General features: G+C 60.0%; 6 protein-coding genes. 2 read left to right on the top strand and 4 right to left on the bottom strand.

The window, feature by feature from the left end; translation table 11 throughout:
* Nucleotides 1–265 precede the first annotated feature (265 nt).
* Nucleotides 266–1,150, top strand: coding sequence for a hypothetical protein (locus tag N037_RS04410; protein WP_032639379.1), 885 nt, complete (start codon nt 266–268; stop codon nt 1,148–1,150).
* A gap of 42 nt (nt 1,151–1,192) precedes the next feature.
* Here N037_RS04410 and N037_RS04405 read toward each other — a convergent pair whose 3' ends face one another.
* The 4 genes from N037_RS04405 to N037_RS04390 form a co-directional block, all read right to left on the bottom strand.
* Nucleotides 1,193–2,368: an HlyD family type I secretion periplasmic adaptor subunit gene (locus tag N037_RS04405; protein WP_023335641.1), complete on the bottom strand. Its 1,176-nt coding sequence runs from the start codon at nt 2,366–2,368 to the stop codon at nt 1,193–1,195.
* Nucleotides 2,365–4,545, bottom strand: coding sequence for a type I secretion system permease/ATPase (locus N037_RS04400; RefSeq protein WP_023335640.1), 2,181 nt, complete (start codon nt 4,543–4,545; stop codon nt 2,365–2,367). The genes N037_RS04405 and N037_RS04400 overlap by 4 nt, the downstream gene beginning before the upstream one ends.
* A 176-nt stretch (nt 4,546–4,721) precedes the next feature.
* Nucleotides 4,722–22,727: an Ig-like domain-containing protein gene (locus N037_RS04395; protein ID WP_032639322.1), complete on the bottom strand. Its 18,006-nt coding sequence runs from the start codon at nt 22,725–22,727 to the stop codon at nt 4,722–4,724.
* Nucleotides 22,728–22,848: 121 nt separating this feature from the next.
* Nucleotides 22,849–24,186, bottom strand: a complete 1,338-nt coding sequence (locus tag N037_RS04390; protein ID WP_023335638.1) for a TolC family outer membrane protein — start codon at nt 24,184–24,186, stop codon at nt 22,849–22,851.
* 739 nt (nt 24,187–24,925) lie between these two features.
* Between N037_RS04390 and N037_RS04385 the strand changes: the two genes are divergently transcribed.
* Nucleotides 24,926–25,669, top strand: a complete 744-nt coding sequence (locus tag N037_RS04385) for a DeoR/GlpR family DNA-binding transcription regulator (protein WP_023335637.1) — start codon at nt 24,926–24,928, stop codon at nt 25,667–25,669.
* Nucleotides 25,670–25,681: the final 12 nt, after the last annotated feature.

Genomic DNA, 25,681 nt, shown 5'->3' with positions numbered 1-25,681 from the left:
CTGGGCACTAAAGCGCCATGTCCATCTGTGAATGTGCAAAATTTAACGCACCTGTTATAAACATTAATTTTACAGTACAGCCTGAGACTAAGAAACCGTTATCAACTGAACTCACAGGAACATCTTTGCGTTAATCACCGCCATTGAAATATACTTTTATTTTCAAATAACAACGGCAAACCTCTCATTCTCAGGTATAATGAGAAGTCCGAAAAAGAAGACTAAACACTTCATCTATCGGCTCATTCAAATACGAGAAAATGCTATGGATAATCACATCTCATCCAGGGCCTTGCTACATCGAAGGGATGTTATAAAAAACAATCCACGATTCGGTGAGGCAATATTAGAGCACTACACAATTAATGACACCATCTACAAAAAACAACCTCTGTTCTACAAAACGATGCTGCAGGAATCACGATTTAACATTATCCTCTCCATGTGTTGTTTTATTTTTGGAAATCAGGCCGAGTCAGTTTCAGAGATTAAAGAGTTATGTTCTCGCTATAAGATAGCCAGCCCCAACAGCGTTATTGCGATCATTACGATACTGAGAACCACCGGGCGCATCAAGACCTGGCGCTGTACGGAAGACAGGCGAAAAACAAGAATTGCCCCAACCGAAAAAGGATTGAATGAACTTAAACGCTATATGTCCGGCGCATTTATACCCGTCAGCATTCTGTATCCTGCATTTAATATTGACGTCAATTTGCTGGACAATGACATTTTAAGAAATAACTTTTTCCGCCGCGCGGCGGAATACCTCTTTCGGGGATTAACGTTCAGGAAGGTTTTACCGGAAGTGGGGTTATTTATCGATAAAGACGGAGGCCGAATGATTATGCTATATCTTTATCTGCAGGCGGTAAAAAACAAATCAGCACACGGTGCAATTATTGATTATTCTGCCAGCACTCTCGCTAAGGAATTTTTCGTTTCACGCATTCACGTCAACCGAATTATCAAAACGGCGCAAGAGGCGGGCTATCTTAAAGATAGGGGTGATGGAAGGATGTCGATTTACCCGGCCTTTATCGAACTGGTGGAAAATTATGCCGGTTTGTATTTTGCGTATGTCACGCATTACATCAACGTGGTTCCGAAAGAACGACGCCACCTCAACAACGTGACGTCAACGGTATAATTTATAATTCACATGGCGTTCGGGATCCCGAACGCCACTATTTTATCTTTCGCGCAGCGCCTCTTTTGCCTTGTTCAGCGGCTTCAACAGATAATCCAGAATGGTTTTACTGCCGGTTTTAATATCAACGGTAGCAATCATGCCCGGAAAGACCGGAAATTCCTGACCTTGCTTATTGGTCAGATGGTTACTGTCGGTACGAATATAAACGCGATAGTAGTAAACATCCCTTTTCACCTCATCCTGCAGGGTGTCCGGGGAAATCATGGTCACTTCCCCTTCCAGTCCGCCATAGATGGAATAGTCATAGGCCGTAATTTTCACCAGCGCTTTCTGGCCAGGATGAATAAACGCCACATCGCGCGGCGAGATTTTCGCTTCGACCACCATCTGATCGTCAAGCGGGACCAGGCTCATCAGCTTGCCGTTCGGCGGGATAACGCCCCCCACGGTCGTAACGTCAATATCCTTCACGATCCCGCGAACCGGGGCATTGAAGGTCAGCCGGGTCAGGGAGTCCTCACGCCCTTTCATCACCGAACGCTGGGCTTCAATCTCCGCATTGGCTTTCGCCAGTTCTTCACGGGCGCGAACGTAATATTGGTTTTTCATCTCGGTGATTTTGTTCTCAAGCTCATTTTTTTGACGCTCAAGACGTAATACCTCAACCTTGCTGGCCGCCCCCTGGGTCACCAGTGGACGAGTTAACGACAGCTCGCGCTGCACCAGCTCGGCGCCCTGACGCAATCCGGCCAGCCCTTTTTCAAGGCTTTCACGACGGGACTGGTAGAGCGCCGTTTCCTGTTTAACCAGCTCAACGTCGTCATCCAGCTCTTCCGGGAACGCAAGTTCCGTATCGTTCACCTCGGCCTTCAGGCGCGCAGCCGTTGCCAGCGCCGCATTCAGACGAGACTCGCTCTCCAGCACGCTGGACTCGGTTTTCGTCCGGTCAAGCTGCGCGAGCTGCTGGCCGCGTTCAACAATATCGCCCTCGCGCACCATCAGGCTGTGGATAATGCCGCCTTCCAGGGACTGAATGACCTGCTCATGAGAAGACGGTATGACTTTGCCGCTGCCGGTCGTCACTTCATCAAGATGGAACAGGCTTGCCCAGACGATAAACACCGCCAGCAGGGCGAACAGGGACCATGCCACCAGTGACGAGCGCGGCAGGCGCGGCTCCTTCAGTCGGCTATTGAAACGAGACAAATCATTCATGCCGCACCCTCCTCGGCAACCGCCGCCGGCTTCATGGTCACGGTGCGCTGCGCGGCTTTCTGCGGCGCCATACCGTGCTGATGCAGGATCGCATCGCGCGGGCCGTCCATCACCACCTTGCCGTTTTCCAGCACAATGATGCGGTCGACCAGGTCCAGAATCGGCAGGCGATGCGTCGCCACGACCAGCGTCCGGCGTTTACCCAGCCATTTGTGAAGATGCTGTATAAACTGCTTCTCGCTCATTTCGTCCAGCCAGGCGGTAGGCTCGTCCAGCAGCAGGATATTCGGGGAGGTGATTAGCGCGCGCGCCAGCAGCAGCGCCTGACGCTGCCCGCCGGAGAGGCCAGCCCCGCCTTCGTTGATGATATAGTTCAGCCCCATTTTCTGCTTGCGCACAAACTCCAGCGCGCCGCTGTTGACCAGCGCCTGATGAATCTCATCGTCAGTGGCGAGCGGGTTGCCCATCAGAATGTTGTCCCGCACGGAGCCAAAGAACAGCCGGGCCTGCTGGCCGAGCAGCTGCATGTCGCGACGCACGTCGGCCGGGTCCAGATGATTGAGGGCGATATCGTCGAGCAGGATGCTGCCCTGCTGCGGCTCCTGCATGCCCGCCAGAAGCTGTAGCAGCGTGCTTTTACCGGAACCATTGCGCCCGAGCACCGCCACGCGCTCTCCGGCGCGGATCTGCAGCTTGCTGATGTTGAGCACGGTGAGTTTCTCTTCCTCGTCGTAATAAAACCCGACGTCCTCAAGGCTATAGTCGCCGCGCAGGTGGGCTTTGTGCACCTTTTTGCCGTGCTGCGGATCGTCAATCGGACGCTGCATCAGGTCGTCCAGCCCCTTGCGGGCCACCTTTGCCGACTGCCAGCGCGAGAGCACGCCTGAGATCTGCGACAGCGGCGCGATGGTGCGCGATGCCAGAATCGAGGTTCCCACCAGCGCACCGGTGGTCATGTCGCCGCTGATAACCAGATAACAGCCCACCAGCAGTACCACCGCATAGACGATGGACTGCACCTCCTGCGTCCAGGTGAGCAGCAGGCCCGTCAGCCAGCGCTGCTTCATGCCGACGCTGGCGGCGACGTCGTTGGTGTTGTTCCACTGGTTCTGGAAACGCTGCTCGGCGCGCATGAGCTTGATGTCCTCAATGCCCTGCACCGCTTCCACCAGCGTGGCGTTTCGTATGGCGGATTCACGCATCCCTTCGCTGGAGAGTTTCCCCAGCGGGCGCTGCACCAGCAGGCCGGGGATGAGCAGCAGCGGCACGGCGAGCAGGACCACCAGCACAAGCGGGCCGCCAATCATCCACAGAATAAAAACGAACAGCAGGAAGAACGGCAGATCGGAGATAGCCGCAATGGTGGTGGATGTGATCAGCTCGCGCACCGACTCCAGCTCGCGGATCTGCGCGATAAACGAACCGGTTGATTTGGATCGCGCGCCGTTTTTAATTCGCAGCGCGTGGGCGAAGACGCGTTCAGAGATGCGCAGGTCGGCGCGTTTCCCCACCACGTCGGAAATGTGCACGCGCAGCATGCGCATGATGAATTCGAACACGATGGCAATCATCACGCCGCCAAACAGCACCCACAGCGTGGCTTCCGACTGGGACGGCACCACCCTGTCGTACACCTGCATGGAGAAGACCATGCCGGAAAGCGCCAGCACGTTGGCCACCAGCGCCACCAGCATAATGTCGCTGTAGCGGCGCCAGTCTTTCAGCGCCAGCTGCCAGAACCAGTTTTTCTCATACGGTTTGATGTAGTCGTCCACGCGGGCATCCGGCGTGGATTCGAGCGGGCGCAACACCATCAGCCCTTTCAGCCGCGCACCGAGTTCGTCACGCGTCAGGGTCGTCTCCAGCCCCGCGTCACCGCTAAACTGCAGGCTGACGTTACCTTCGCTGTCCATGCGGTTAATGACCGCGATTTGTCCGCCGGTGAATTCCGCCAGCAGCGGCACGCGCCAGGGATCGAGGGATACCGCTTCAGCCGCCACCACACGCATCCCCAGCCCAAGCTGACGCGCCATCTCCTCCAGCACCAGCTGGCGTGGAGACTGGCTTTCATGGTTAATCGTGACCCGAACATGCTCCGCTGAGAAATCCAGCCGGTAGTGCTTCGCGATGATGAGCATGCCCTGCAGCCAGGGTTCGTACTGTGGATGTGTCTTCATAATGCTACGTCCTGTCCAGTGCGGTAATTTCGCACTGAAATGATACCTTTACGGGATGATTTAAAATCGAACATTCTCTAAACGACCCCGCAAAATAATCTTGTGAAATATAGGGTTATCGCTATTCATGTAAAGAAACGCAAAAAGCCGCGAGGATCGCTCCCCGCGGCGTTGTTTTACGCAATTAACAGCTGATGGTTCGCCAGCAGCGTCGCCAGATCCGTCTGCACGCCGTTCAGCGTCACCAGCGTGGTTGGCGAGAACTGGCCGCCCGTGCCGTCCAGGTCAACCTGGATCTCGGTATTGCTGCCGTTCTGCACCACGCGGATGTAATCGCTGATATTGCCCGCGCTGCTGTCCAGCGTGGCCACGCCGTTCACGTAGCTCGCCGAGCCCGTGCCGGTATAGCCGCTGCCGGAGAGCAGATCGCGCAGGTCAATACGATCCGTGTCCGCGGTCCCTTCCCAGGTGCCGACCGTAAAGCCGTTCACCACGTCGTGACCGTTACCGCCCGTGGCGTCAGACGCGTTGATCAGCTTGTAGAGCAACGTATCGTGACCGCCGCTGCCGATGTTGAAGGTGTCGTTCCCGCCGCGGCCTTCGAACCGGTTATCACCGCTGTTGCCGGTAATGACGTCGTCGAAGTTCGAGCCGTTGATCCCCTCAATGTTGAGCAGTCGTGACGTGCCGAACCCGGTGTCCTGCGCGGTAGAGAGGCGCAGGTCAACGGTCACGCCGGAGGTCGCATTGCGGTAATCCACCACGTCCATCCCGCCGGTGTTGCTCCAGGTGTCGTAGTCGGAATGGGTATTCCAGCCGCCGGAGCCGTTATAGGTATAGGTGCCGTCCTCTGCGATAAAGGTGTCGTTATACCCGGTACCGGTAATGGTCCCGCTGTGGCCGCCGGTGGCGGCTTCGGCCGTCAGGACGTAGCCCTCTTTGCCGTTGCCCGCCTCCAGACCGCTCCAGGTGACGTTATCCGACACGCCGTTGGTAATCTTCAGGATCTCAGCCGAATAGGTTTCATTCGGATCCAGCCCGTAGAAGCTCACCAGCGCAGAGGTATCGTTCGAGCCGATACCGGACTGGGCGTTGATGATCTGCGAGGCCACCAGTACGCCCGCGGCGTTGTACAGATTGACCGTGTTGCCGTAGTAGGCGTTGATGCCCTCGCTATCGACAATGTGCAGATGCATCGCGGTGCCGTCAGCAATGGTTTTGCTGTTTTGCACCAGCACCACCTTGCCGTTCTGCTGAGAGACCAGCAGATCCTGCGCGCCGTCCCAGTTGTAGTCCACTGCCGCCACGCCGGTGACGTTCGCCAGGCCCGAAGCCAGCTGGCTTGAGGTCCAGGTGGAGCCGTAACCGTTGTTGGTGAACAGGGTCGCCGTCTGCGAACCGCCGTAGGTGCTGAGCTTGATGATGTCCATCTGCCCGTCGCCGTTCCAGTCCACCGCCACCGACAGATAGCCCGCCGTGGCGTTAGAGGCTTCCACCGCACTCTTGGTAGCAGAGAGCTTACCGGTGCCGTCGTTGTAGTAAATCACCCCGCCGTTGTTGTTGTAGCTGCTGCCCAGGTACAGATCCATGTAGCCATCGCCGTTGAAGTCCGCCCACGTCATGGATGCCGCCGTGGTGGTATTCGAGGCGTTTGCCACAAACACGTTCGTCAGGTTCTGACCGATAGAGAGCGTGCCGTTGCCGTTGTTGTTGATCACGGTTAACGAGTACGCGCCGCTGCGGTTGGTGTGCTGAACGATATCCACCGTGCCGTCGTTGTTCAGGTCGACGCCGGAGATTTCGCGCCCGGAATCGAACTGACCGTAGAAACCGCCTTCGCCACCGGTGCCGTCCGGCGACAGAACGCCGTTGTTGTTCACCAGGTAGGTCAGTGAGTCCATGCCGGCATCGCCGTACGCCAGATCCAGATAGCCATCGCCGGTTTTGTCGTACGCAATCACGCCGCCGTACCAGATGGTGGTCCCCATCGCCAGCTGGCTGGCGTTATAGGTACTGCCATCGTAGGTCCACATCACCTGCGTGGATCCGGCGTAGGTGGTCTCCGTCGCGAAGATATCCTGCGTGCCGTTACGGTCAAAGTCGGCGGCGGTCTGGCTCACCACGTAGTAGCTGCGGGTGTTGGTCAGCGTATTCCCGGCATAGGTCGAGCTATCGCTGCTGGAGTAAGACTGGCCGTTAGCAATGATATTCCACAGGCCGCTGCTGTTCGTCCCCACCGTCATGGTGGAGTTGTTGCTGTTCCCCGCCGTGGTCGCCCAGTCGGTATTCACCGAGGTGGTATCAATCACCAGGCTGCCGGTCGCCGTTCCGGTCGTGTTGCCGTTACCCGCACTGCTCTTCACCTGCGCCGTCACGCTGTAGCTCGACACGCTCAGCGCATCGCCGTCCGGGATCTGCAGATACCAGGTGTTGTGATCCGGATCGACCACCACCGCGCCGCCCGTCTGGGAGGTGTAGGTTTTCCCGTTCACCGTTACCACCAGATATTCACCGTTCACCAGATCGGCGGAGACGGTCCCGCTGACGATCGGCGTGGTGTCCGACGTGGTCTGCGCGGTAATCGCCGCCGTGGTGGTCGGGATGCTGGTATCAACGTTCAGCACAAAGCCGTCGGATTCCGTGTAGTTACCGGCCCTGTCGGTGACGCGCACAATGTAGGTGTGATTGCCATCGCTCAGGCCGTTGTCCTGGAAGGACCAGCTTGCGCTGCCGTTCATGGTCACCTGGCCGAGCAGGACCCCGTCACGATAGAGCTGCACAATTTCACCGTCGTCCGGAGCGCGGTTAAGCGTACCGTTGATCAGCGGCGAGTTATCGTCCGTTGCCACCGCGCTGCCAAAGGTGCCCTGACGCTCGCCTTCGCCGTCGGTATAGCTCACTACGGTTCCCACCGTGGCTGGCGGCGTGGTGTCTACCGTCACCACCTGAGAGGCGGTGGAGCCGACGTTGCCCGCCTGGTCGATAATCCGCACCTGGTAGGTGTAGTCCCCGTCAGGCAGATCGCGGGTATCGGTGTAGCTCCAGCGCTGGTTGGTGACCGTGGTATCGAGCCAGGTGTTTCCGCCGTCCAGACTGATCTGCACGCGCTCGTCGCTTGCCAGCGCGCTGCCCAGCGAGCCGTTGATCGTCAGCGTTGTGTCCATGGTGATGAAGTCACTGCTGGACTGCCCGGTATCTTCGCTGATGCTGTCAACGGTGATGCCGTACTGCGGCGCCTGCGTATCCACCGTTACCGCCTGCGAGGTGGTTGCTCCTACGTTCCCCGCCTGGTCGACGACCCGCACCTGATAGTTATGGCTGCCGTCGGTCAGGGTACGGGTGTCGCTGTAGCTCCACTGCGTACCGCTCACGGTGGCGTACACCCAGGTGCTGCCGCCGTCCATGCTCACCTGCACGAATTCACCCGCGCCCAACGCGGCGCCGAGCGTTCCGTGCAGCGTGTACGAGGTCGAACTGGTCAGGAAGTCGTTATTGTCAAAGCCGGTATCCACGGTGATGTTATCCACGGTCACCGTAATCGCCGCATCCGGGGCGACCGTATCGACGGTCACCTGCTGATGGGCGCTGGCGCCCACGTTACCCGCCGCATCCACCACGCGAACGTAGTAGTCATAGGTCTGGTTACCCAGCGTGCGGCTATCGACGTAGTACCAGCTGTTGCCGGTGACGATCACGTTCTGCCAGGTGACGCCGCCGTCGAGGCTGATCTGGGCATATTCGCCGTCGGCCAGCGTCGCGCCGAGCGAGCCGTGCAGCGTCAGGGACGTATCGTTAGTGATAAAGTCGCTGCTGCTCAGGCCGGTATCGTCGCTGATGCTGTCGATGGCGATGGTTTTGCTGGCGTCCGGCGCAACCGTATCAATAGTCACCACCTGGCTGGCGGTGGCGCTGATATTGCCCGCGTCGTCAATCACGCGCAGCTGGTAGTTGTAATCCCCGTCGGCCAGCGTACGACCGTCTACATACGTCCAGCTCAGGCCGCTGACGCTGACGTCGGTCCAGGTCACGCCGCCGTCGAGGCTGATCTGCGCGTGGTCGCCGCTGCCCAGCGCCGCGCCGAGCGTCCCTTTCAGGCTGATCTGGTTGTCGCTGGTGATAAAGTCGCTGCCGGACAGCCCGGTATCCTGGGTGATGGAATCGACCGTAATCGTCGTTGCTACAGGCATGGTCAGGTCAATCACCACGTCCTGGCTGTCCGTCGCCCCCACGTTCCCGGCGTTATCGATCACGCGCACCTGGTACTGGTACGTACCGTCCGTCAGGGTGCGGCCATCGGTGTAGCGCCAGGTGGTGCCGGTCACGGTCAGGTCAATCCAGGTGGTGCCGCCGTCGAGGCTGATCTGCGCCTTCTCGTTATTGCCGAGCTGCGCGGTCAGCGAGCCGTTAATCGCGATATGAGCATCGTTGGTGATGAAATCACTCGCGCTCAGGCCGGTGTCGTTTTGCAGCGAATCAATGCTGATGCCCATCGACGGCGCGGTGAGATCCACGGTAACGGTGTGGTTATCGCTGGCGCTGTTGCCGATGGCGTTGCTCACCTGCGCGTTAATCACGTACGAACCGCCGTCCGCCAGCGCGGTCACGTCTGCACTGCCGACCGTATAGCTCCAGCTTCCATCCGCCTGCACGGTCGCCGTGTAGGTTTTACCGTTCAGCGTGATGGTCACCGTCTGGCCCGCCGGGGCGTCGGTGGTGCCGCTGACAACCAGCGGCGTGCCGTGCTCGGCGGCGTTGACGATATCGTCCTGCGCAAAGGTGTTAACGGTGATGGTTGGGACATCGCCGTTCAGCGTCACGTCGTGCGTTGCGCTGCCCGGGTTACCCGCCTTATCGCTCACCGTAGCCGTAATGGTGTAATCCCCGTCGCTCAGGCCGAGGAAATCACGGCCCGGCACGAAGACCGACCACGATCCGTCCGCCCCGACGGTCGCCTGATAGCTATGCCCGTTGAAGGAGACGGTCACCGTCTGGCCCTGTTCCGCCGTAGTGGTGCCGCTGATGGTCTGGCCCGCCAGCTGCTCCACATTGTTGACGATATCGTCATCGGCCACGGTGCTGATGGTCACGGTTGGCGCGACGGTATCGACCGTTAAGGTGTGCGTGGTCTGGCCGTTATTACCGGCCTTATCGTTGACCGAGGCGGTCACCGTCAGCGCACCCTGGCTCAGCGCAGCCAGATCGGCTGCCGGCACGTCGAGCGTCCAGGTGCCGTCGTTTGCCACGGTTGCAGTGTAGGATTTGCCACCCAGCGTCACGGTGACGGTCTGACCCGCTTCCGCGCTGGAAGCGCCATGCACGCTCAGCGGCTGCTGCGCTTCAAGCGCGTTCAGCATGTCGTCACCCGACAGCGTCGCAATGCTCACGACCGGCGCAGTGGTATCCACGCTGATGCCGTGCGTTGCAGAGGCGCTGTTGCCCGCGCTGTCCTGCGCCGCCACGGAGATCTGATAGCTCGCGCCATCGGCCAGGGCGCCCACGTCGGCGGCCGGAACGGTGGTCGTCCAGCTGCCGTCGCTCTGGATGGTGGCCGTATAGGTTTTGCCGTTCAGCGTCACGGTGACCTGCGTCCCGCTGGCGAACTGGGCGCTGGAGCCGTTAATCACCAGGGACGAACCGGCTTCCGCCGCGTTGATGACGTCGTCACCGCTAACGGTGTTCACCGTCAGCGCCACGGAGGCCGTGTTTACCACCACGTCGTGGGTCTGGGTGCTGCTGTTGCCCGCGCTGTCGGTAATGGTCGCGCTGAGGGTCACGGTGCCGTCGTTGAGCGCGGAAATTACGCTGGCCGGAACGCCCACGCTCCAGTTACCGCTGGCGTCAACGGTGGTGGTGTACTGGTTCGAACCGATGGTGATGACCAGCTTATCGCCGACGCTCGCGCCGGTTGCGGTGCCGCTGACGATCTGCGCCTGTCCGTGCTCCACGCTGTTGATGACGTTATCGCCTGCCACGACGTTAAAGCTGACGATCGGCGGCGTGGTATCAAGCGTAATCGCTTTGCCCGCGCTGCCCGGGTTACCCGCGGCGTCGCTCACGCTGACCTGCACGGTGTAGCCGTTATCCGCCAGAGCGGACAGGTCGGCGCCCGGCACGTTCACGCTCCAGATACCGCCCTGCTGCACCTGCGCGGTATAGCTCTTCCCGCCCAGCGTCACGGTGACCGTCTGACCGACTTCCGCCGTGGTGGTGCCGGAAATGGCCACGCCCGCAGCGGCTTCGCTGCCGTTAATCACGTTATCGCCAGCGACCGTATCAATGCTCACGCTTGGCGCGGTGGCGTCTACGCTGTACTCGCGGCCCGCCGAGGCACTGTTGCCGTTCACGTTGGTGACGCTCACCTGCACGCTGGCATCGCCGTCTTTAAGGCCCGCGAGATCCGCAGACGGCACGGTGGCCGTCCAGTTACCGTCGGCATCGACCTTCGCGGTGTACGTCTTGCCGCCGAAGGTGACGGTAACGGTCTGGTTTTCCTCCACGTTCGAGGTGCTGCCGGACAGCACCAGATCCGCGCCTTTTTCTGCCGCGTTAATCACGTCGTCGGTGGCAATCGCATCGATGCTGATAGCGACTGCCGCCAGATCCACCGTCACGTCATGGCTGATGGTCACCGGATTGCCCGCCGCGCTCTGGCCTGCAGCGGTCACGGTAACCGTGCCCGCAGCCAGGGCCCCGACGTCTGCCGCCGGGATCGCCGCGCTCCAGGTACCGTCTGCCAGCACGGAGGCCGCATAGGTTTTGCCATTGACGGTCACGGTGAGCGTAGTGCCTGCCGCCAGCCCGTCGCTGGAGCCGGTGACAATCAGGTTCTGTCCATGCTCGATGCTGTTAATTACATCGTCGCCCGCGACGGTATCGACGCGCAGGCCCGGCAGGCTGGCGTCTATCACGATGTCGCGCTCGCCCGCGCCGGTGTTCCCGTGGCCGTTGGTGACGGTCGCCGACACGGTCAACTCGCCGTTGCCCAGCGCGGTCAGGACGGATTCCGGCACGTTAACGGACCAGGTCAGGTCGTTCTGCACCGTTGCGGTGTAGCTGTTGCCGCCAATCGTCACGGTCACGGTGTTGCCCGCTTCCGCGTTCGCTACGGTGCCGCTGATGGTCTGGCCTGCGGCCACTTCCGCCGCGTTGATGACGTTGTCGCCCGCCACGGTGTTGATGGTGACGGTCGGCAGCGCGGTGTCGACCAGCAGGTTCGCGGTGTTGCTCACGCTGTTGCCCACGCCGTTGGTCGCGGCGGCGCTCAGGGTGTAGTTGGCTTCGCCGAGACCTGCGAGATCCGCCGCCGGCACCGTCAGGCTCCAGCTGCCGTCCGCCGCAGTGGTCGCGGTATAGTTTTTACCGTTGAGGGTCACGGTCACCACGGTGCCTTCCGCGAGGTTAGCGCTGGTGCCGCTGACGCTCAGATCCTGACCTTTCTCCACCGCGTTCAGGACGTTGTCATCGCTGATGGCGTTGAAGGCCACGGACGGCAGGCCGGTATCGACGGTCACGCTATGCGTGCCGGAGCCGGTATTGCCCGCCGCATCGGTGACTGACGCCGTGACGGTGACGGTGCCGTCGCTGAGCCCGGAAATGACGCTCGCCGGGACGCCCACGCTCCAGTTCCCCGCCGCGTCCAGCACGGTGGTGTAGGTCTGGCCGCCGAGGGTGACGGTGACCTTATCGCCCGCCGCCGCGCCGGTGGCGGTGCCGCTGATGATGTGTGCCTGAGCGTGCTCAGTGATGTTAATCACGTCGTCGCCCGCCACGGTGTTGATGGTTACCGCAGGCACGGTCACGTCCACCGTCAGAGTGTGATCGACCGACGCCGGGTTACCCGCTTTATCGCTGACGCTCGCTGTCACGGTGACGCTGCCGTCGGTTAATCCAGCCAGATCCGCCGCCGGAACGTTCAGCGTCCAGCTGCCGTCCGCGCCTGCGGTTGTGGTGTAGTCTTTGCCGTTCAGCGTCACGGTCACGGTCTGGCCCGCTTCGGCGGTGGTGGTGCCGGACACGGTCAGATCGGCCTGAACTTCGGCGGCATTCAGAATGTCGTCCGTCGCCAGGGTATTAATGGTCACGGACGGCGCGGTCGCATCCACGCTGTACTCGCGGCCCGCCGAGGCGCTGTTGCCGTTCACGTTGGTGACGCTCACCTGCACGCTGGCGTCGCCATCCTTAAGGTGTGCCAGATCCGCAGACGGTACGGTGTAGGTCCAGTTACCGCTGTCGTCTACTGTCGCGGTATAGATTTTGCCGTTCAGGCTGATGGTCACGGTCTGCCCGGCTTCCACGTTGGTGGTCGCACCGGACAGCACCAGATCCGCGCCCTTCTCCGCCGCGTTAATCACGTCGTCGGTGGCGATGGAATTGATGCTGATGGCAACGGTCGCCAGATCCACCGTCACGTCGTGGCTAATGGTAATCGGGTTGCCCGCCGAGCTGTCGCCGGTAACGCTGATTTTGACGGTGCCTTCCGGCCACGCGCTCACGTCGGTGGACGGGATCGCCGCGCTCCAGGTGCCGTCCGCCAGCACGGTCGCCGCATAGGATTTACCGTTGACGGTCACGGTCAGCGCCGTGCCTGCCGCCAGCCCGTCGCTGGAACCGGTGACGATCAGGTTCTGCGCGTGCTCGATGGTGTTGACCACGTCATCACCCGCGACGGTGTCAACGCGCAGGCCCGGCAGGTTAGCGTCGATAGCGATCTCGCGCTCGCCGGTGCCGGTATTGCCGTGGCCGTTGGTGACGGTCGCCGTCACGCTCAGGCTGCCGTTGCCCAGCGCGGTCAGCACGTCAGACGGCACGTTCACGGACCAGGTCAGATCGCTCTGCACCGTTGCGGTGTAGCTGTTGCCGCCAAGGGTGACGGTCACGGTATTGCCCGCTTCAGCGTTCGCCACGGTGCCGCTCAGGGTCTGGCCTGCCGCCACTTCCGCCGCGTTGATGACGTTATCGCCCGCCACGGTGTTGATGGTGACGGTCGGCAGCGCGGTGTCGACCAGCAGGTTCGCGGCGTTGCTCACGCTGTTGCCCACGCCGTTGGTGGCGGTCGCATTCAGGGTGTAACTGGCCTGGCCGAGACCGGCCAGATCCGCTGCCGGAACCGTCAGGCTCCAGGTGCCGTCTGCCGCCGTCGTCGCCGTGTAGTTTTTGCCGTTCAGGGTTACGGTCACCACGGTGCCTTCCGCGAGGTTGGCGCTGGTGCCGCTGACGCTCAGGTCCTGACCTTTTTCTACCGCGTTCAGGACGTTGTCATCGCTGATAGCGTTGAAGGCCACCGATGGCAGACCGGTATCGACGGTCACGTTATGCGTGCCGCTGCCGGTGTTGCCCGCCGCGTCGGTGACTGACGCCGTGACGGTCACGGTGCCGTCGCTGAGGCCGGAAATCACGCTCGCCGGGACGCCCACGCTCCAGTTCCCCGCCGCGTCCAGCACGGTGGTGTAGGTCTGCCCGCCAATCGTGACGGTGACCTTATCGCCCGCCGCCGCGCCGGTGGCGGTGCCGCTGATGATTTGCGCCTGGCCGTGTTCTGCGATGTTAATGACGTCGTCGCCCGCCACGGTGTTGATGGTCACCGCAGGCGCGGTGATATCTACCGCCAGGTTGTGGTCCACCGACGCCGGGTTACCCGCCTTGTCGCTAACCGATGCGGTAACGGTGACGCTGCCGTCGGTTAATCCAGCCAGATCCGCCGCCGGGACGTTCAGCGTCCAGCTGCCGTCTGCGCTGACGGTTGTGGTGTAGTCTTTGCCGTTCAGCGATACGGTCACGGTCTGGCCCGCTTCGGCGGTGGTGGTGCCGGATACGGTCAGATCGGACTGCGCTTCTGCCGCATTCAGAATGTCGTCGTTCGCCAGGGTATTGATGGTCACGGACGGTGCGGTCGCATCCACGCTGTACTCCCGGCCCGCCGAGGCGCTGTTGCCGTTCACGTTGGTGACGCTCACCTGCACGCTGGCGTCGCCGTCCTTCAGGCTGCCCAAATCGGCAGACGGTACGGTCGCCGTCCAGTTGCCGCTGGCATCCACCGTCGCGGTGTATGACTTGCCGCCGAAGGTGATGGTAACGGTCTGGTTTTCCTCGACGTTCGAGGTAGTGCCGGAGAGCACCAGATCAGCGCCCTTCTCGGCGGCGTTAATCACGTCATCGGTGGCGATGGCGTCGATGCTGATTGCAACGCTCGCCAGATCCACCGTCACATCGTGGCTGATAGAAACCGGGTTACCGGCGCTGCTCTGGCCAGCAACGGATACAGTAACCGTGCCGGCACTCAGTGCGCCGACGTCTGCGGCCGGGATCGCCGCGCTCCAGGTGCCGTCCGCCAGCACGGTCGCCGGATAGGTTTTGCCGTTGACGGTCACGGTCAGCGCCGCGCCCGCCGCCAGCCCGTCGCTGGTGCCGGTGATAATCAGGTTCTGCCCGTGTTCGATGCTGTTGATCACATCGTCACCCGCCACGGTATCCACGCGCAGGCCCGGCAGGTTAGCGTCTATCACGATTTCGCGCTCGCCCGTTCCGCTATTACCCACGCCGTTCGTGACGCTGGCTGACACGGTTAAATCACCGTTGCCCAGTGCGGTCAGCACGTCGGACGGCACGTTCACGGACCAGGTGAGATCGCTCTGCACCGTTGCGGTGTAGCTGTTGCCGCCAATCGTCACGGTCACGGTATTGCCCGCTTCGGCATTCACCACCTTGCCGCTGATGGTCTGGCCGGCTGCCAGCTCCGCCGCGTTAATGACGTCGTCACCTGCAATGGTGTTGATAATCACGCCCGGCAGAACGGACTCCACGTTCACGGTGTGCGACGTGCTGGTATTGTTGCCGACGCCGTCCGTTGCTGAGGCGGTAACGGTGTACAACGCTTCACCCAGTTGGCCCACCTGGTCCGCCGGAACGGTGGTGGTCCATTTCCCGTTATCATCCACCTGCGCGCTGTACGCTTTGCCGTTCAGCATCACGGTTACCTCCGCGCCTGCCGCCAGGCCGGAAGCCGTACCGGAGATCGTCAGATCCTGGGTTTTCTCGCTGTTGTTGATCACATCGTCACCGGAAACGGTGTCAATGGTCAGCACCGGCGCGGTCAGGTTCACCTCCACGCCGTGCGTGGCGCTGTTGCTGTTGCCCGCTTTATCGGTCAGCGCCGCGGTAATGGTGTAATCCCCGGCGGCCAGCGCGGTGACGTCCGCCGCAGGCACGCCCACGCTCCAGTTGCCGGAGGCATCCAGTGTGGCGGTGTACGATTTGCCGTTGAGGGTGACGGTGACCACGTCGCCCGCCGCCGCGCCGGTCACGGAACCGGTGACAATCAGCGCCTGCGCGTGCTCGGCGCTGTTGATCACGTCGTCGTCGGAAACGGTGTTAATAGTCAGCTGCGGGACGGTGGTATCGACCAGCACGTCGCGATCCGCAGAGGCCGGGTTGCCCGCCTTATCAGACACGGCGGCGCTGATGGTGTAGTTGCCGTCAGTAATCGCGCCCACGTCTGCAGACGGCACGGTTACGCTCCAGCTGCCGTTTGCCTGCACGGTGGTGGTGTAGTCCACGCCGTTCAGCGTCACGGTGACGGTCTGGCCCGCTTCGGCGTTGGTCACGCCGTTAACGACCAGATCCTGCTGCGCTTCGGCGGCGTTGATGATGTTGTTATCGCTGACGATCTCGATAGACACCGTCGGCGCGGTAGCGTCCACGCTGTACTCGCGGCCCGCCGACGCGCTGTTGCCGTTCACGTTGGTGACGCTCACCTGCACGCTGGCATCGCCGTCTTTCAGGCTGCCCAAATCGGCAGACGGTACGGTCGCCGTCCAGTTGCCGCTGGCATCCACCGTCGCGGTGTATGACCTGCCGCCGAAGGTGATGGTAACGGTCTGGTTTTCTTCCACGTTGGTGGTCGAGCCGGACAGCACCAGGTCCGCGCCTTTCTCCGCCGCGTTGATTACGTCGTCCGATGCAATAGGGTCAATGCTGATGGCGACCGCCGCCAGATCCACCTTTACGTCGTGGCTGATGGAAACCGGATTACCCGCCGCGCTCTGGCCTTCCACGGTCACGGTGACCGTGCCCGCGTTCAGCGCGCTGACGTCTGCTTCCGGAATGGCCGCCGTCCAGGTGCCGTCCGCCAGCACGGTTGCGGCGTAGGTTTTACCGTTGACGGTCACCGTTAACGCCGCGCCCGTTGCCAGTCCTTCACTGGAGCCGGTGATAATCAGGTTTTGCGCGTGCTCAATGCTGTTGATGACATCGTCACCCGCCACGGTATCGACGCGCAGGCCCGGCAGGTTGGCATCAATGGTGATGTCGCGCTCGCCGGAGCCGGTGTTGCCGTGGCCGTTAGTCACGCTTGCTGACACCGTCAGATCGCCGTTACCGATGGCGGTTAAAACGTCAGACGGCACGTTGACCGACCAGCTCAGATCGTCCTGTACCGTCGCGGTCCAGGTATTGCCGCCGACTGAAATGGTGACAGTGTCACCGCTGGCCGCGCCGCTCACTTTCCCGCTCAGGGTCTGCCCGGCAGCCACTTCCGCTGCGTTGATGACATCGTCCGTGGCGACAGGGTTGATGGTGACCTGCGGCAGCGCGCTGTCGACCAGCACGCTGTGCCCGGTGCTCGCGCTGTTGCCTGCGGCGTCGGTTACGCTCGCCGTCACGACGTAGCTTGCTTCGCCCAGCGCAGAGACGTTTGCCGCCGGAACGTTCACGCTCCAGTTCCCGCTGGCGTCGGTAGTCGCCGTATAGTTAATCCCGTTCAGGGTCACCGTAATGGTGGTTCCGTCCGGCTGGTTGCTGGTGCCGGACACCAGCAGATCCTGGCCTTTCTCGGTTGCGTTGATCACGTCGTCAACCGCCAGGGTATTGATGGCAACCACCGGCGCGGTCAGGGAGACGTCAAACGCGTGCGTCGCGGTGGTGCTGTTACCGGCTTTATCGGTGAGGGTCGCTGAGATCGTCTGGTCGCCATTTGCCAGCGCGCCAACGTCCGCCGCCGGAACGCCCACGCTCCAGCTGCCGGACGCGTCCAGCATCGCGGTGTAGTCTTTCCCGTTCAGGGTCACGGTAATCACGTCGCCCGCCTGCGCGCCCGTCACCTTACCGGAGACGATCAGCGCCTGGCCGTGCTCGGCAATATTGATGACGTCGTCACCCGCAACGATGTTGAACGAAATCTGCGGTACGGTGGTGTCGACCAGCACCGTGGAGCCCGCGCTGGCCGGGTTGCCTGCCTTATCGGACACGGTCGCCGTGACCGCCGCATTGCCGTCGCTGATGCCTGCCATGTCCGCCGCCGGCACGTCGAGCGTCCAGCTGCCGTCCGCCTGCACCTGCGCGGTATAGGTGTTGCCGTTGAAGGTCACGGTGACCGTCTGGCCCGCTTCGGCAGTAGAGGTACCGCTCAGGGTCAGATCCTGCGCCGCCTCTGCCGCGTTCAGCATATTGTCATGGCTGATGGTGTTGATGGTCACCGTCGGCGCGGTGGTATCGACGCTGAACTCCTGCGCCGAAGACGCCGCGTTGCCGTTCACGTTGGTGACGCTAACCTGCACGCTGGCGTCGCCGTCTTTCAGGCCGCTCAGATCGGCAGCCGGAACGGTCCAGGTCCAGTCGCCGTTGGCATCCACCGTGGTGGTATAGGTTTTACCCGCAAAGGTAATGGTCACGGTCTGACCCGCTTCAACGTTGGAGGTGGTGCCGGAAAGCACCAGATCCTGGCCTTTTTCCGCCGCGTTAAGCACGTTATCGTCGGTCACGCTGTCGATGCTGATGGCAACCGGGGTGAGATCCACATCCACAACGGTGCCGATAGCCACCGGGTTGCCGGAAGCGTCCTGCGCGCTGGCGCTGATGGTGAGCGAACCGTCGGCCCACTGCGACACGTCCGCCGCCGGTACCGCCGCCTGCCAGGTGCCGTCCGCCATGACCGACGCTGAATAATCCTTGCCGTTGATGGTCACGGTCACGGTGCTGCCCGCCGCCAGATCGGTGCTGGTGCCGGACACAATCAGGTTCTGAGCGTGTTCGATCGCGTTGATGACGTCGTCACCTGCGACGGTATCAATACGCAGGCCCGGGAGCTGGGCGTCGATACTAAAGTCGAGAGAAGAAGAGCCGGTATTACCGTGCGCGTTGGTCACACTGGCGGAGACCGTGAGGCCGCCGTTGCCGAGCGCGGTAAGCTGGCTCTCGCTTAACGGCAGGCTCCAGGTCAGATCGTCCTGCACGGTAGCGGTGTAGGTCTGGCCGCCAAGAATAATAGTGACAGTGTCACCTGACGCCGCGTTCGTCACCTTACCGGTCAGGGTTTGTCCTGCCGCCACTTCCGCGGCGTTAACGATATTGTCGCCCGCCAGCGTGTCGATCGTCACCACCGGCAGCGAGCTGTCCACCAGCACATCGTGTGAGGTTGACGCGCTGTTGCCGACGTTATCCGTGACGCTCGCCGTCACGGTGTAATGGGCTTCTCCCAGCGCGCTGACGGCCGAGGCCGGTACGGTCACGCTCCAGTTACCGCTGGCGTCGGTGGTAGCGGTGTAGTTGATGCCGTTCAGGTTAACGGTGATGCTGGTCCCTTCTGGCTGGTTGCTGGTGCCGGAGAGCAGCAGATCTTCGCCCTTCTCGGTCGCGTTAATCACATCGTCCGCCGCCAGCGTGCTGATACCGATGACAGGCGTCACGGTATTCACTACCACATCCAGTGAACTGCTTCCGGTATTGCCGGATCGGTCGGTCACGGAAACATCGATGGTCCAGGTGCCGTCCGCCAGCCCCTGCACGACGGATGCCGGCAGGCCAAGGCTCCAGTTCCCCGCCGCATCCACCACGGTGGTGTAATCGACGCTGTTAATGGTGATGGTCACCCGATCGCCCGCTGCCGCCCCGGTGACGGAGCCGCTCAGGATCTGCGCCTGTGAATGGGCGAGCTGATTAACGGTATTGGTGTCGGTGACAAAGTCGTTAATGGTCACCTGCGGTACGGTGGCATCCACCAGTCCCACGCGATCGGCGCTGCTGCTGTTGCCCGCCACGTCGCTCACGGTTGCCGTCACGGTCACGATGCCATCCGTCAGGGCACCCACGTCTGCCGCCGGGACGCTCAGCTGCCAGGTACCGTCCGCCTGAACCGTGGTCTGATACGTTTTGCCGTTCAGCGTCACGGTGACCGTCTGGCCGGGTTCCGCAGTGCTGCTGCCGCTTAAGGCTAAATCCTGCTGCGCTTCCGCCGCGTTGATGATGTTGTCGTCGGTCAGGTTATCGAGCGTAATCGCCGGTGGCTGCGTATCCACCGTGACCACGCGCGCAGCGTCCGCGCTGTTGCCGCTGACGTTAGTGACGCTGACGCTCACCTGCGCGCGCCCGTCGATCAGGGTTTCCATGGCGCTGGCGGGTACGCTCAGGCTCCAGGAGCCATCCTGCTGCACCTGTGCGGTAAAGGTCTGGTCGGCAAATTTCACCACCACGGTTTGCCCTGCCTCCACGCCCTGCGTCTGGCCGGAAAGGGTTAAGTCCGCGCCTTTTTCCGCCGCATTCAGCAGGTCGTCGCCGGAGACGGTATCAATGGTGACCGCGACGGCGTTCAGATCGAGTTCAATCGGGTGTTCAGCCGCAACGGTATTGCCCCAGGCATCTTCAGCGCTGACGCTAACCGTCATGCCGCCCGCCGTCCAGGCCTGCAGGTCCGCCGCCGGAACGCCGATCTGCCAGTTGCCGCTGGCGTTAACCGCGGTAACGTACTCAACGTTGTTAATGGTGACGACAATCTGCGTCCCCGCGGCCAGATGGGTACTGGAACCGGTGACGCTCAGATCCTGCTGCTGTTCAATGGCGTTGATCACATCATCGCCGGAAATGGTGTTCACGCGCAGGCCCGGCAGCTCCGCGTTGATATTGATATCACGCTCGCCGGTGCCGGTATTGCCGTGTGCGTTGGTGACGGAGGCGCTGAAGGTTAAATCCCCATCGCCGAACGCCTGAAGATCCGCTGACGGAATTTTCAGGCTCCAGGTCAGATCGCTGCCAACCGTTGCGGTATAGCTCTTGCCGCCGACGGTGACAGAGACGGTATCGCCCGCCGCCGCGCCACTGACGCGACCGCTGAGGGTTTGATCGACGCCCGCTTCGGCGTTATTGACCAGGTTGTCGCCCGCAAACGTATTGATAATGACCTGCGGAAGGACGGTATCCACCAGCAGATTCGCTTCGGCAGAACCGCTGTTACCCACGCTATCGGTACCGCTGACGCTGACGGTATAAAGCGTGTTCGCCAGATTCAGGACGTCGGACACCGGCACCTGGACCGCCCAGATACCGTTTTCGACGGTAGCCTGATAGTTGACGTTGTTCAGCGTCACGGTGACGGTGGTGCCGTCCGGCAGATTGCTGGTGCCGGTCAGGCTCAGGGGCTGCATCGCCTCCTGGGCATTCAGGACGTTATCCTGGCTGATGGCGTCAATCGTAAATTCCGGCGGGTGTCCGCTCAGCGTAATGCCGTGCGTGGCGCTGCCGGTGTTGCCTGCCGCGTCAGTGACGGAGACCGAAATCGTGTGGCTGCCCTCACCGAGCGCGCCGATGACGGAGGCAGGCACGCCGACGCTCCAGCTGCCGTCGGCCTGCACCACACCGGTGAAGGTCTGGCCGCCAAGGGTCACGGTGACCACATCGCCCGCGGCGGCACCGCTCGCCTGCCCGGAAACGATCTGCGCCTGGCCCTGCTCGCTGGTGTTCAGAATGTCGTCACCCGCGACGGTGTTGATCGTCACAACGGGTGCTGCGGTATCGACGGTAAAATCGGCTGTGGTGGTAGAACCGTTACCCGCTTTGTCGCTGACGTTGACCGTCAGGGTATGCCCGCCGTTCGCCATCGCCTGTACTTCACTGGCGGGAAGCGTGACGGACCAGGTGCCGTCGCTGCCCACGGTCGCGGTGTGGTTTTTGCCGTTCAGCGTAACCGTGACAATCTGTCCCGCTTCCGCATCGGTTTTACCCGTCAGCGTTAACGGCTGATTGTGTTCAGCGGCATTAATGACGTTGTCCTGCGCGATTGCGTCGACGGACAGCGTCGGTGCTACGGTATCAACGCCAATCGTCTGGCTGCCGCTGACGGTGTTACCCGCCGCGTCTTTACCGCTAACGTTAACCGTCCAGGTGCCGTCGCCCAGCGCCTGCGCGTCTGCGGCAGGCACCTTCACGCTCCACGCGCCGTTTGCTCCCACTTCTGCGGAATAGGTCTTGCCGTTCAGCGTCACGGTGAGTTCGGTACCCTGCGCCAGGTTTTTACTGGCGCCGGAGAGCGTGAAGCCCGCAGACTGTTCGCTGGCGTTGATCACGTTATCACCCGCCGTGGTGGCGAGCGTTAACGTGGCATCAGCCGTCGACACGGTTACGGTAATGCTCCCCGCAGAGGTCGTTTTGCTGCCGTCGATCTGCACGACGGACCAGGTATGTTCCCCGTCGGTCTGGGTCGGGAGTTTTACCGTCCAGGTGCCGTCCTTCGCGACCATAGTGCTGGCAATGGTGCTGCCGCTGCTGTCTTTGACCTGAATGGTCGCCCCAGGCTGCCCCGTACCGCTAAAGGTTGGGGTGTTATCATCCGTGACCTCTTTTGCACTCAGCACGCCCTGCTTGTCACCCGCTTTATCCGATAGCAAGAAGGTCGGCGTCGCGCTTTCCACTTCTTTCGTGTTATCAATGACTTTTGTTTTAGTTTCGCCGTCACCGCCGTTTGCCAGCAGCGCCCCGATGGCACCGCCGCCTAACGCAGCTCCCGCAATCCAGCCCCACGGCGCGTCGCTTAAAACACTTTCCTGCTCAAGGAAAGGTTGAATGCTGCTAATCGGTGTGGCCTGCGCGGTTAACTCGGTCACCGCAGCGCCTGACGCTTCCCCGGCATCGGCAAAAGAAATATGTGTCAGTTCCTGACGGTCGTTGAACACCAGTTCTGACTGATTATGCGTTTCTGGATCTTCAACAAAATAGTTATTGCAGCGAATAACGCTGCCATCTTTCATATAAATGAGGAGGTCTTTACCCTGGCGGACATAACGCACCACATCCTGAGCAGAACCCTGGATTTCAATCACGCTCGGCGATGAAATAGAGACCGACAGATTTCCTTCGCCGGTTAATTTCGTTTTCTCCGCCGTTTTGCGAATGATGACATCAACAACCTTTACGTTACTCATATTTCTCTCCTTGCAGGTGTACGGATTCCTGTGGATATGTCCACCAGACGGATGTAGCTATCCCTGGGAAAAAACACCCATTATTTTCAGTCTTACTTTGCGCAACACTGCGCGTCTTTTATTAACTCAAATCGGGTAATTTTGCGGCAGCGTTTTTCTCTATTCCAATAAGCGGCATTAAATTATCAACTGCGGAAGCATAATTAATTGCCGAACTCCAGCCATCATACTCAGCGATTATTTTCGCTGAAGTGGCCTGCCAGACATCCTGCTCAACGCTGAGCAGATCGTTAATGCTCCGCTTGCTCAGGGTGTATTCATTTTTATAAACATCGCGGGCGCGCAGCGCATTTTCCAGCTGTTGCTTCCCGGCCTCCATTCTTCCCCGTGCGCCGGTCCAGTCAGCCTGCGCGACGGACGCTTTTTGCAGTACATCGAAACGTGCCTGATCGACCTGAGAGGAGGCCATGGCCCGTGCGCCTTCCGCCTGACGAACGCGAGCGGAAACCGCGCCCCCCTGATACAGCGGTGCGTCGATATTGAGCTGTATCTGGTCGTCCCAGTATGAACGGTTGTCCGATTCGTAACGGGTACGTCCCCCTTTCAGGCTTAACGTCGGCCAGTGCTGGGACTTCGCCGTTTCCACGCCATACTGAGCAGAACGTTCCATGTTCTGCGCGGCCATCACCGCCGGTATTAACGAATAATCAATACGGTTGAGCGAATCTGGCTCTACCGCGAGGTTCTCAGGTACCGGCGAGTAAGCTTCTGCCTGCATCCCGGTTAATACCGCCAGCCTTGCGCGCGCGCTGTTTAAAGCGGCGTTATACTGCGCGACCGTTGCCTGCATGCCGGCAATACGCGTGCGGGTCTGGAGCTCATCGGAGGTGGAGCTCACGCCCGCGTCTGCGCGCAGCTTTGCCAGCTGTTCGACGTTTTTGAGCGCCTGCACATTATCTATTGCCGCCTGCAGCAGGTCGGAATAGCGTTTGACCTCTACATAGCTCAGCGCCGTTTTTTCCGCCACATCGGAAAGCGTGCCCATCAGCTGATAGCGGTAGCTATCGCGCTGGGCGGAAGACTGGCTGATGCTGTTATTGGTCTTGCCAAAATCGTACAGCAGCTGCGTCAGGCTCAGCCCCCATGCGGCTGAATTCTTCAGCGACCCGCTGGAATCGGTGGTCTGGCTGTGCCCTGTACTCCCGTTCAGCGATATCTGCGGCATCCAGCCGCTGCGCGCCTCATCTATTTGTGCCTGGCCAATACCTAATTGCGCGGCCTGCTGACTAATTGACGGATCGCGATCGATAGCAAAAAGAATACTTTCTTTTAAGGTTGTGGTTGCCACCGGGGCAATACCCACCTGATTACTATTGCCGTACGCCGTATTTATGGCTAATGAAATGAATGCCAGCGCTGCTGTAAATCGGCATAACATAGGCTTTCGTAATATCGTCATGTTATCTCCCTGACTCTGAGTGATACTCAAGCAAATACCCAAAAAGAGGTATAGATAATTAGACAAATATCTTATTTAGCTACCGTGCTGGATTTTAGGTAATACTTCCCATACCCATTTCCGTTGGAGATGAGATCTGCTTGTGTCTTATTTCAATTAAGAATTTACTTATTTCTTAAACTGGTTAGCAGCATAACAAAATGTGGTATAGCCCACTACAGCCACAATGTTAATGTGGTGTTACAAGTAAGAAAAAATATGGGGTTTCTGGACAAAAGTCTTAAAGTATCCTTTCAAATGAAACATATAAACCCCCTGTTATCTAAGGAAAATTCTTAATTCTTTCTATGCACATTTTTGCGTTAATTTCAGCTCGGGTCAGACACAAAGATTTTCAAAGAAGTGTCAATTTACGTAGCCTAAGAGGTATATTTAAAATTAAAAACCATTAAAAAACTAATTAAAGCAATTAAAACCTGAATAATTTAAATTAAACAGAATTTAACACCATACAATGACGATACACTGGTTACATAACCCAAATCGTTAAATAAAACATAACAATAACATTGTGATTAACATTCAAAACGGCTTGCTTATACCTGCTTAATAAAATCTTAATAATCACCCATCTGAATCATCACGCTGCTGCACATTATTCTGACGACATTCCCCTTCTCTCTGCGTCAAAATGCTGTATTATGCAAACTATTGCGACATTTTGCAGGAACGTACGCCCATGCACAAAACCGCTCGTCAACGCTACGTCCTGGATCTTCTCAGTGAGCAAGGCCAGGCCAGCATCACCGACCTGGCTGAGAAGCTGAAGGTTTCGGCAGATACCATCCGTCGGGATCTGACCGACCTGGAAAAGCAGGGCCTTGCGCAGAAGAACCACGGCGGAGCCATCGCGCTTAACCTCTCCGCCATGAACCGTCAGGGCCGCAATACGCTACTGCCGGAGACTAAACAGCGTCTGGGTAAAGAGGTCGCACAGCAGGTTCCGCCGGGCTCCACCCTGTTTCTGGATGCCGGAAGCACGGTGATGGCGGTCGCCACCTTTCTTCAGGGGCCGCTTACCGTCATTACCCCCTCGCTGGATATCGCCCAACATTTTAGCGACCGGGAAGACGTTGAGCTGATCCTGCTCGGCGGGAAATGGGACCCTAAGCAGCGGCTGTTTGCCGGCAGCGCCACGCTGTCTTTGCTGTCGCGTTATCGGGCAGATATCGCCATTCTTGGGGCGTGCGCCATTCATGCTGAACTCGGTTTGAGCGCCGGTAAAGAAGCGGATGCCGAGGTGAAACGCGCGATGCTCGACGCAAGTCACGCGCACTGGATTGTTGCCGATCACCTGAAAATTAACCGCTGCGAGCCGTATCTGGTTTCCGGGTTATCCAGTATTCAACAACTCTTTTTAGATCGTCCCTGGCCTGAGCTTGGGGACCATAGCGCATTGCAGGTCACGGTATGCGCGAATTAACGTGGAGAAGGT

The organism is Enterobacter sp. EGD-HP1, assembly GCF_000733275.2.
GTDB lineage: Bacteria > Pseudomonadota > Gammaproteobacteria > Enterobacterales > Enterobacteriaceae > Enterobacter.
The sequence above is the reverse complement of the archived record's forward strand: the minus strand, read 5'-3'. Positions and strand labels throughout refer to the sequence as shown.

Excerpts from the sequence above, each read along its gene's own strand:
- N037_RS04410 (WP_032639379.1), top strand. The coding sequence starts at position 266 with ATGGATAATCACATCTCATCCAGGGCCTTGCTACATCGAAGGGATGTT.
- N037_RS04405 (WP_023335641.1), bottom strand. The coding sequence starts at position 2,368 with ATGAATGATTTGTCTCGTTTCAATAGCCGACTGAAGGAGCCGCGCCTG.
- N037_RS04400 (WP_023335640.1), bottom strand. The coding sequence starts at position 4,545 with ATGAAGACACATCCACAGTACGAACCCTGGCTGCAGGGCATGCTCATC.
- N037_RS04395 (WP_032639322.1), bottom strand. The coding sequence starts at position 22,727 with ATGAGTAACGTAAAGGTTGTTGATGTCATCATTCGCAAAACGGCGGAG.
- N037_RS04390 (WP_023335638.1), bottom strand. The coding sequence starts at position 24,186 with ATGACGATATTACGAAAGCCTATGTTATGCCGATTTACAGCAGCGCTG.
- N037_RS04385 (WP_023335637.1), top strand. The coding sequence starts at position 24,926 with ATGCACAAAACCGCTCGTCAACGCTACGTCCTGGATCTTCTCAGTGAG.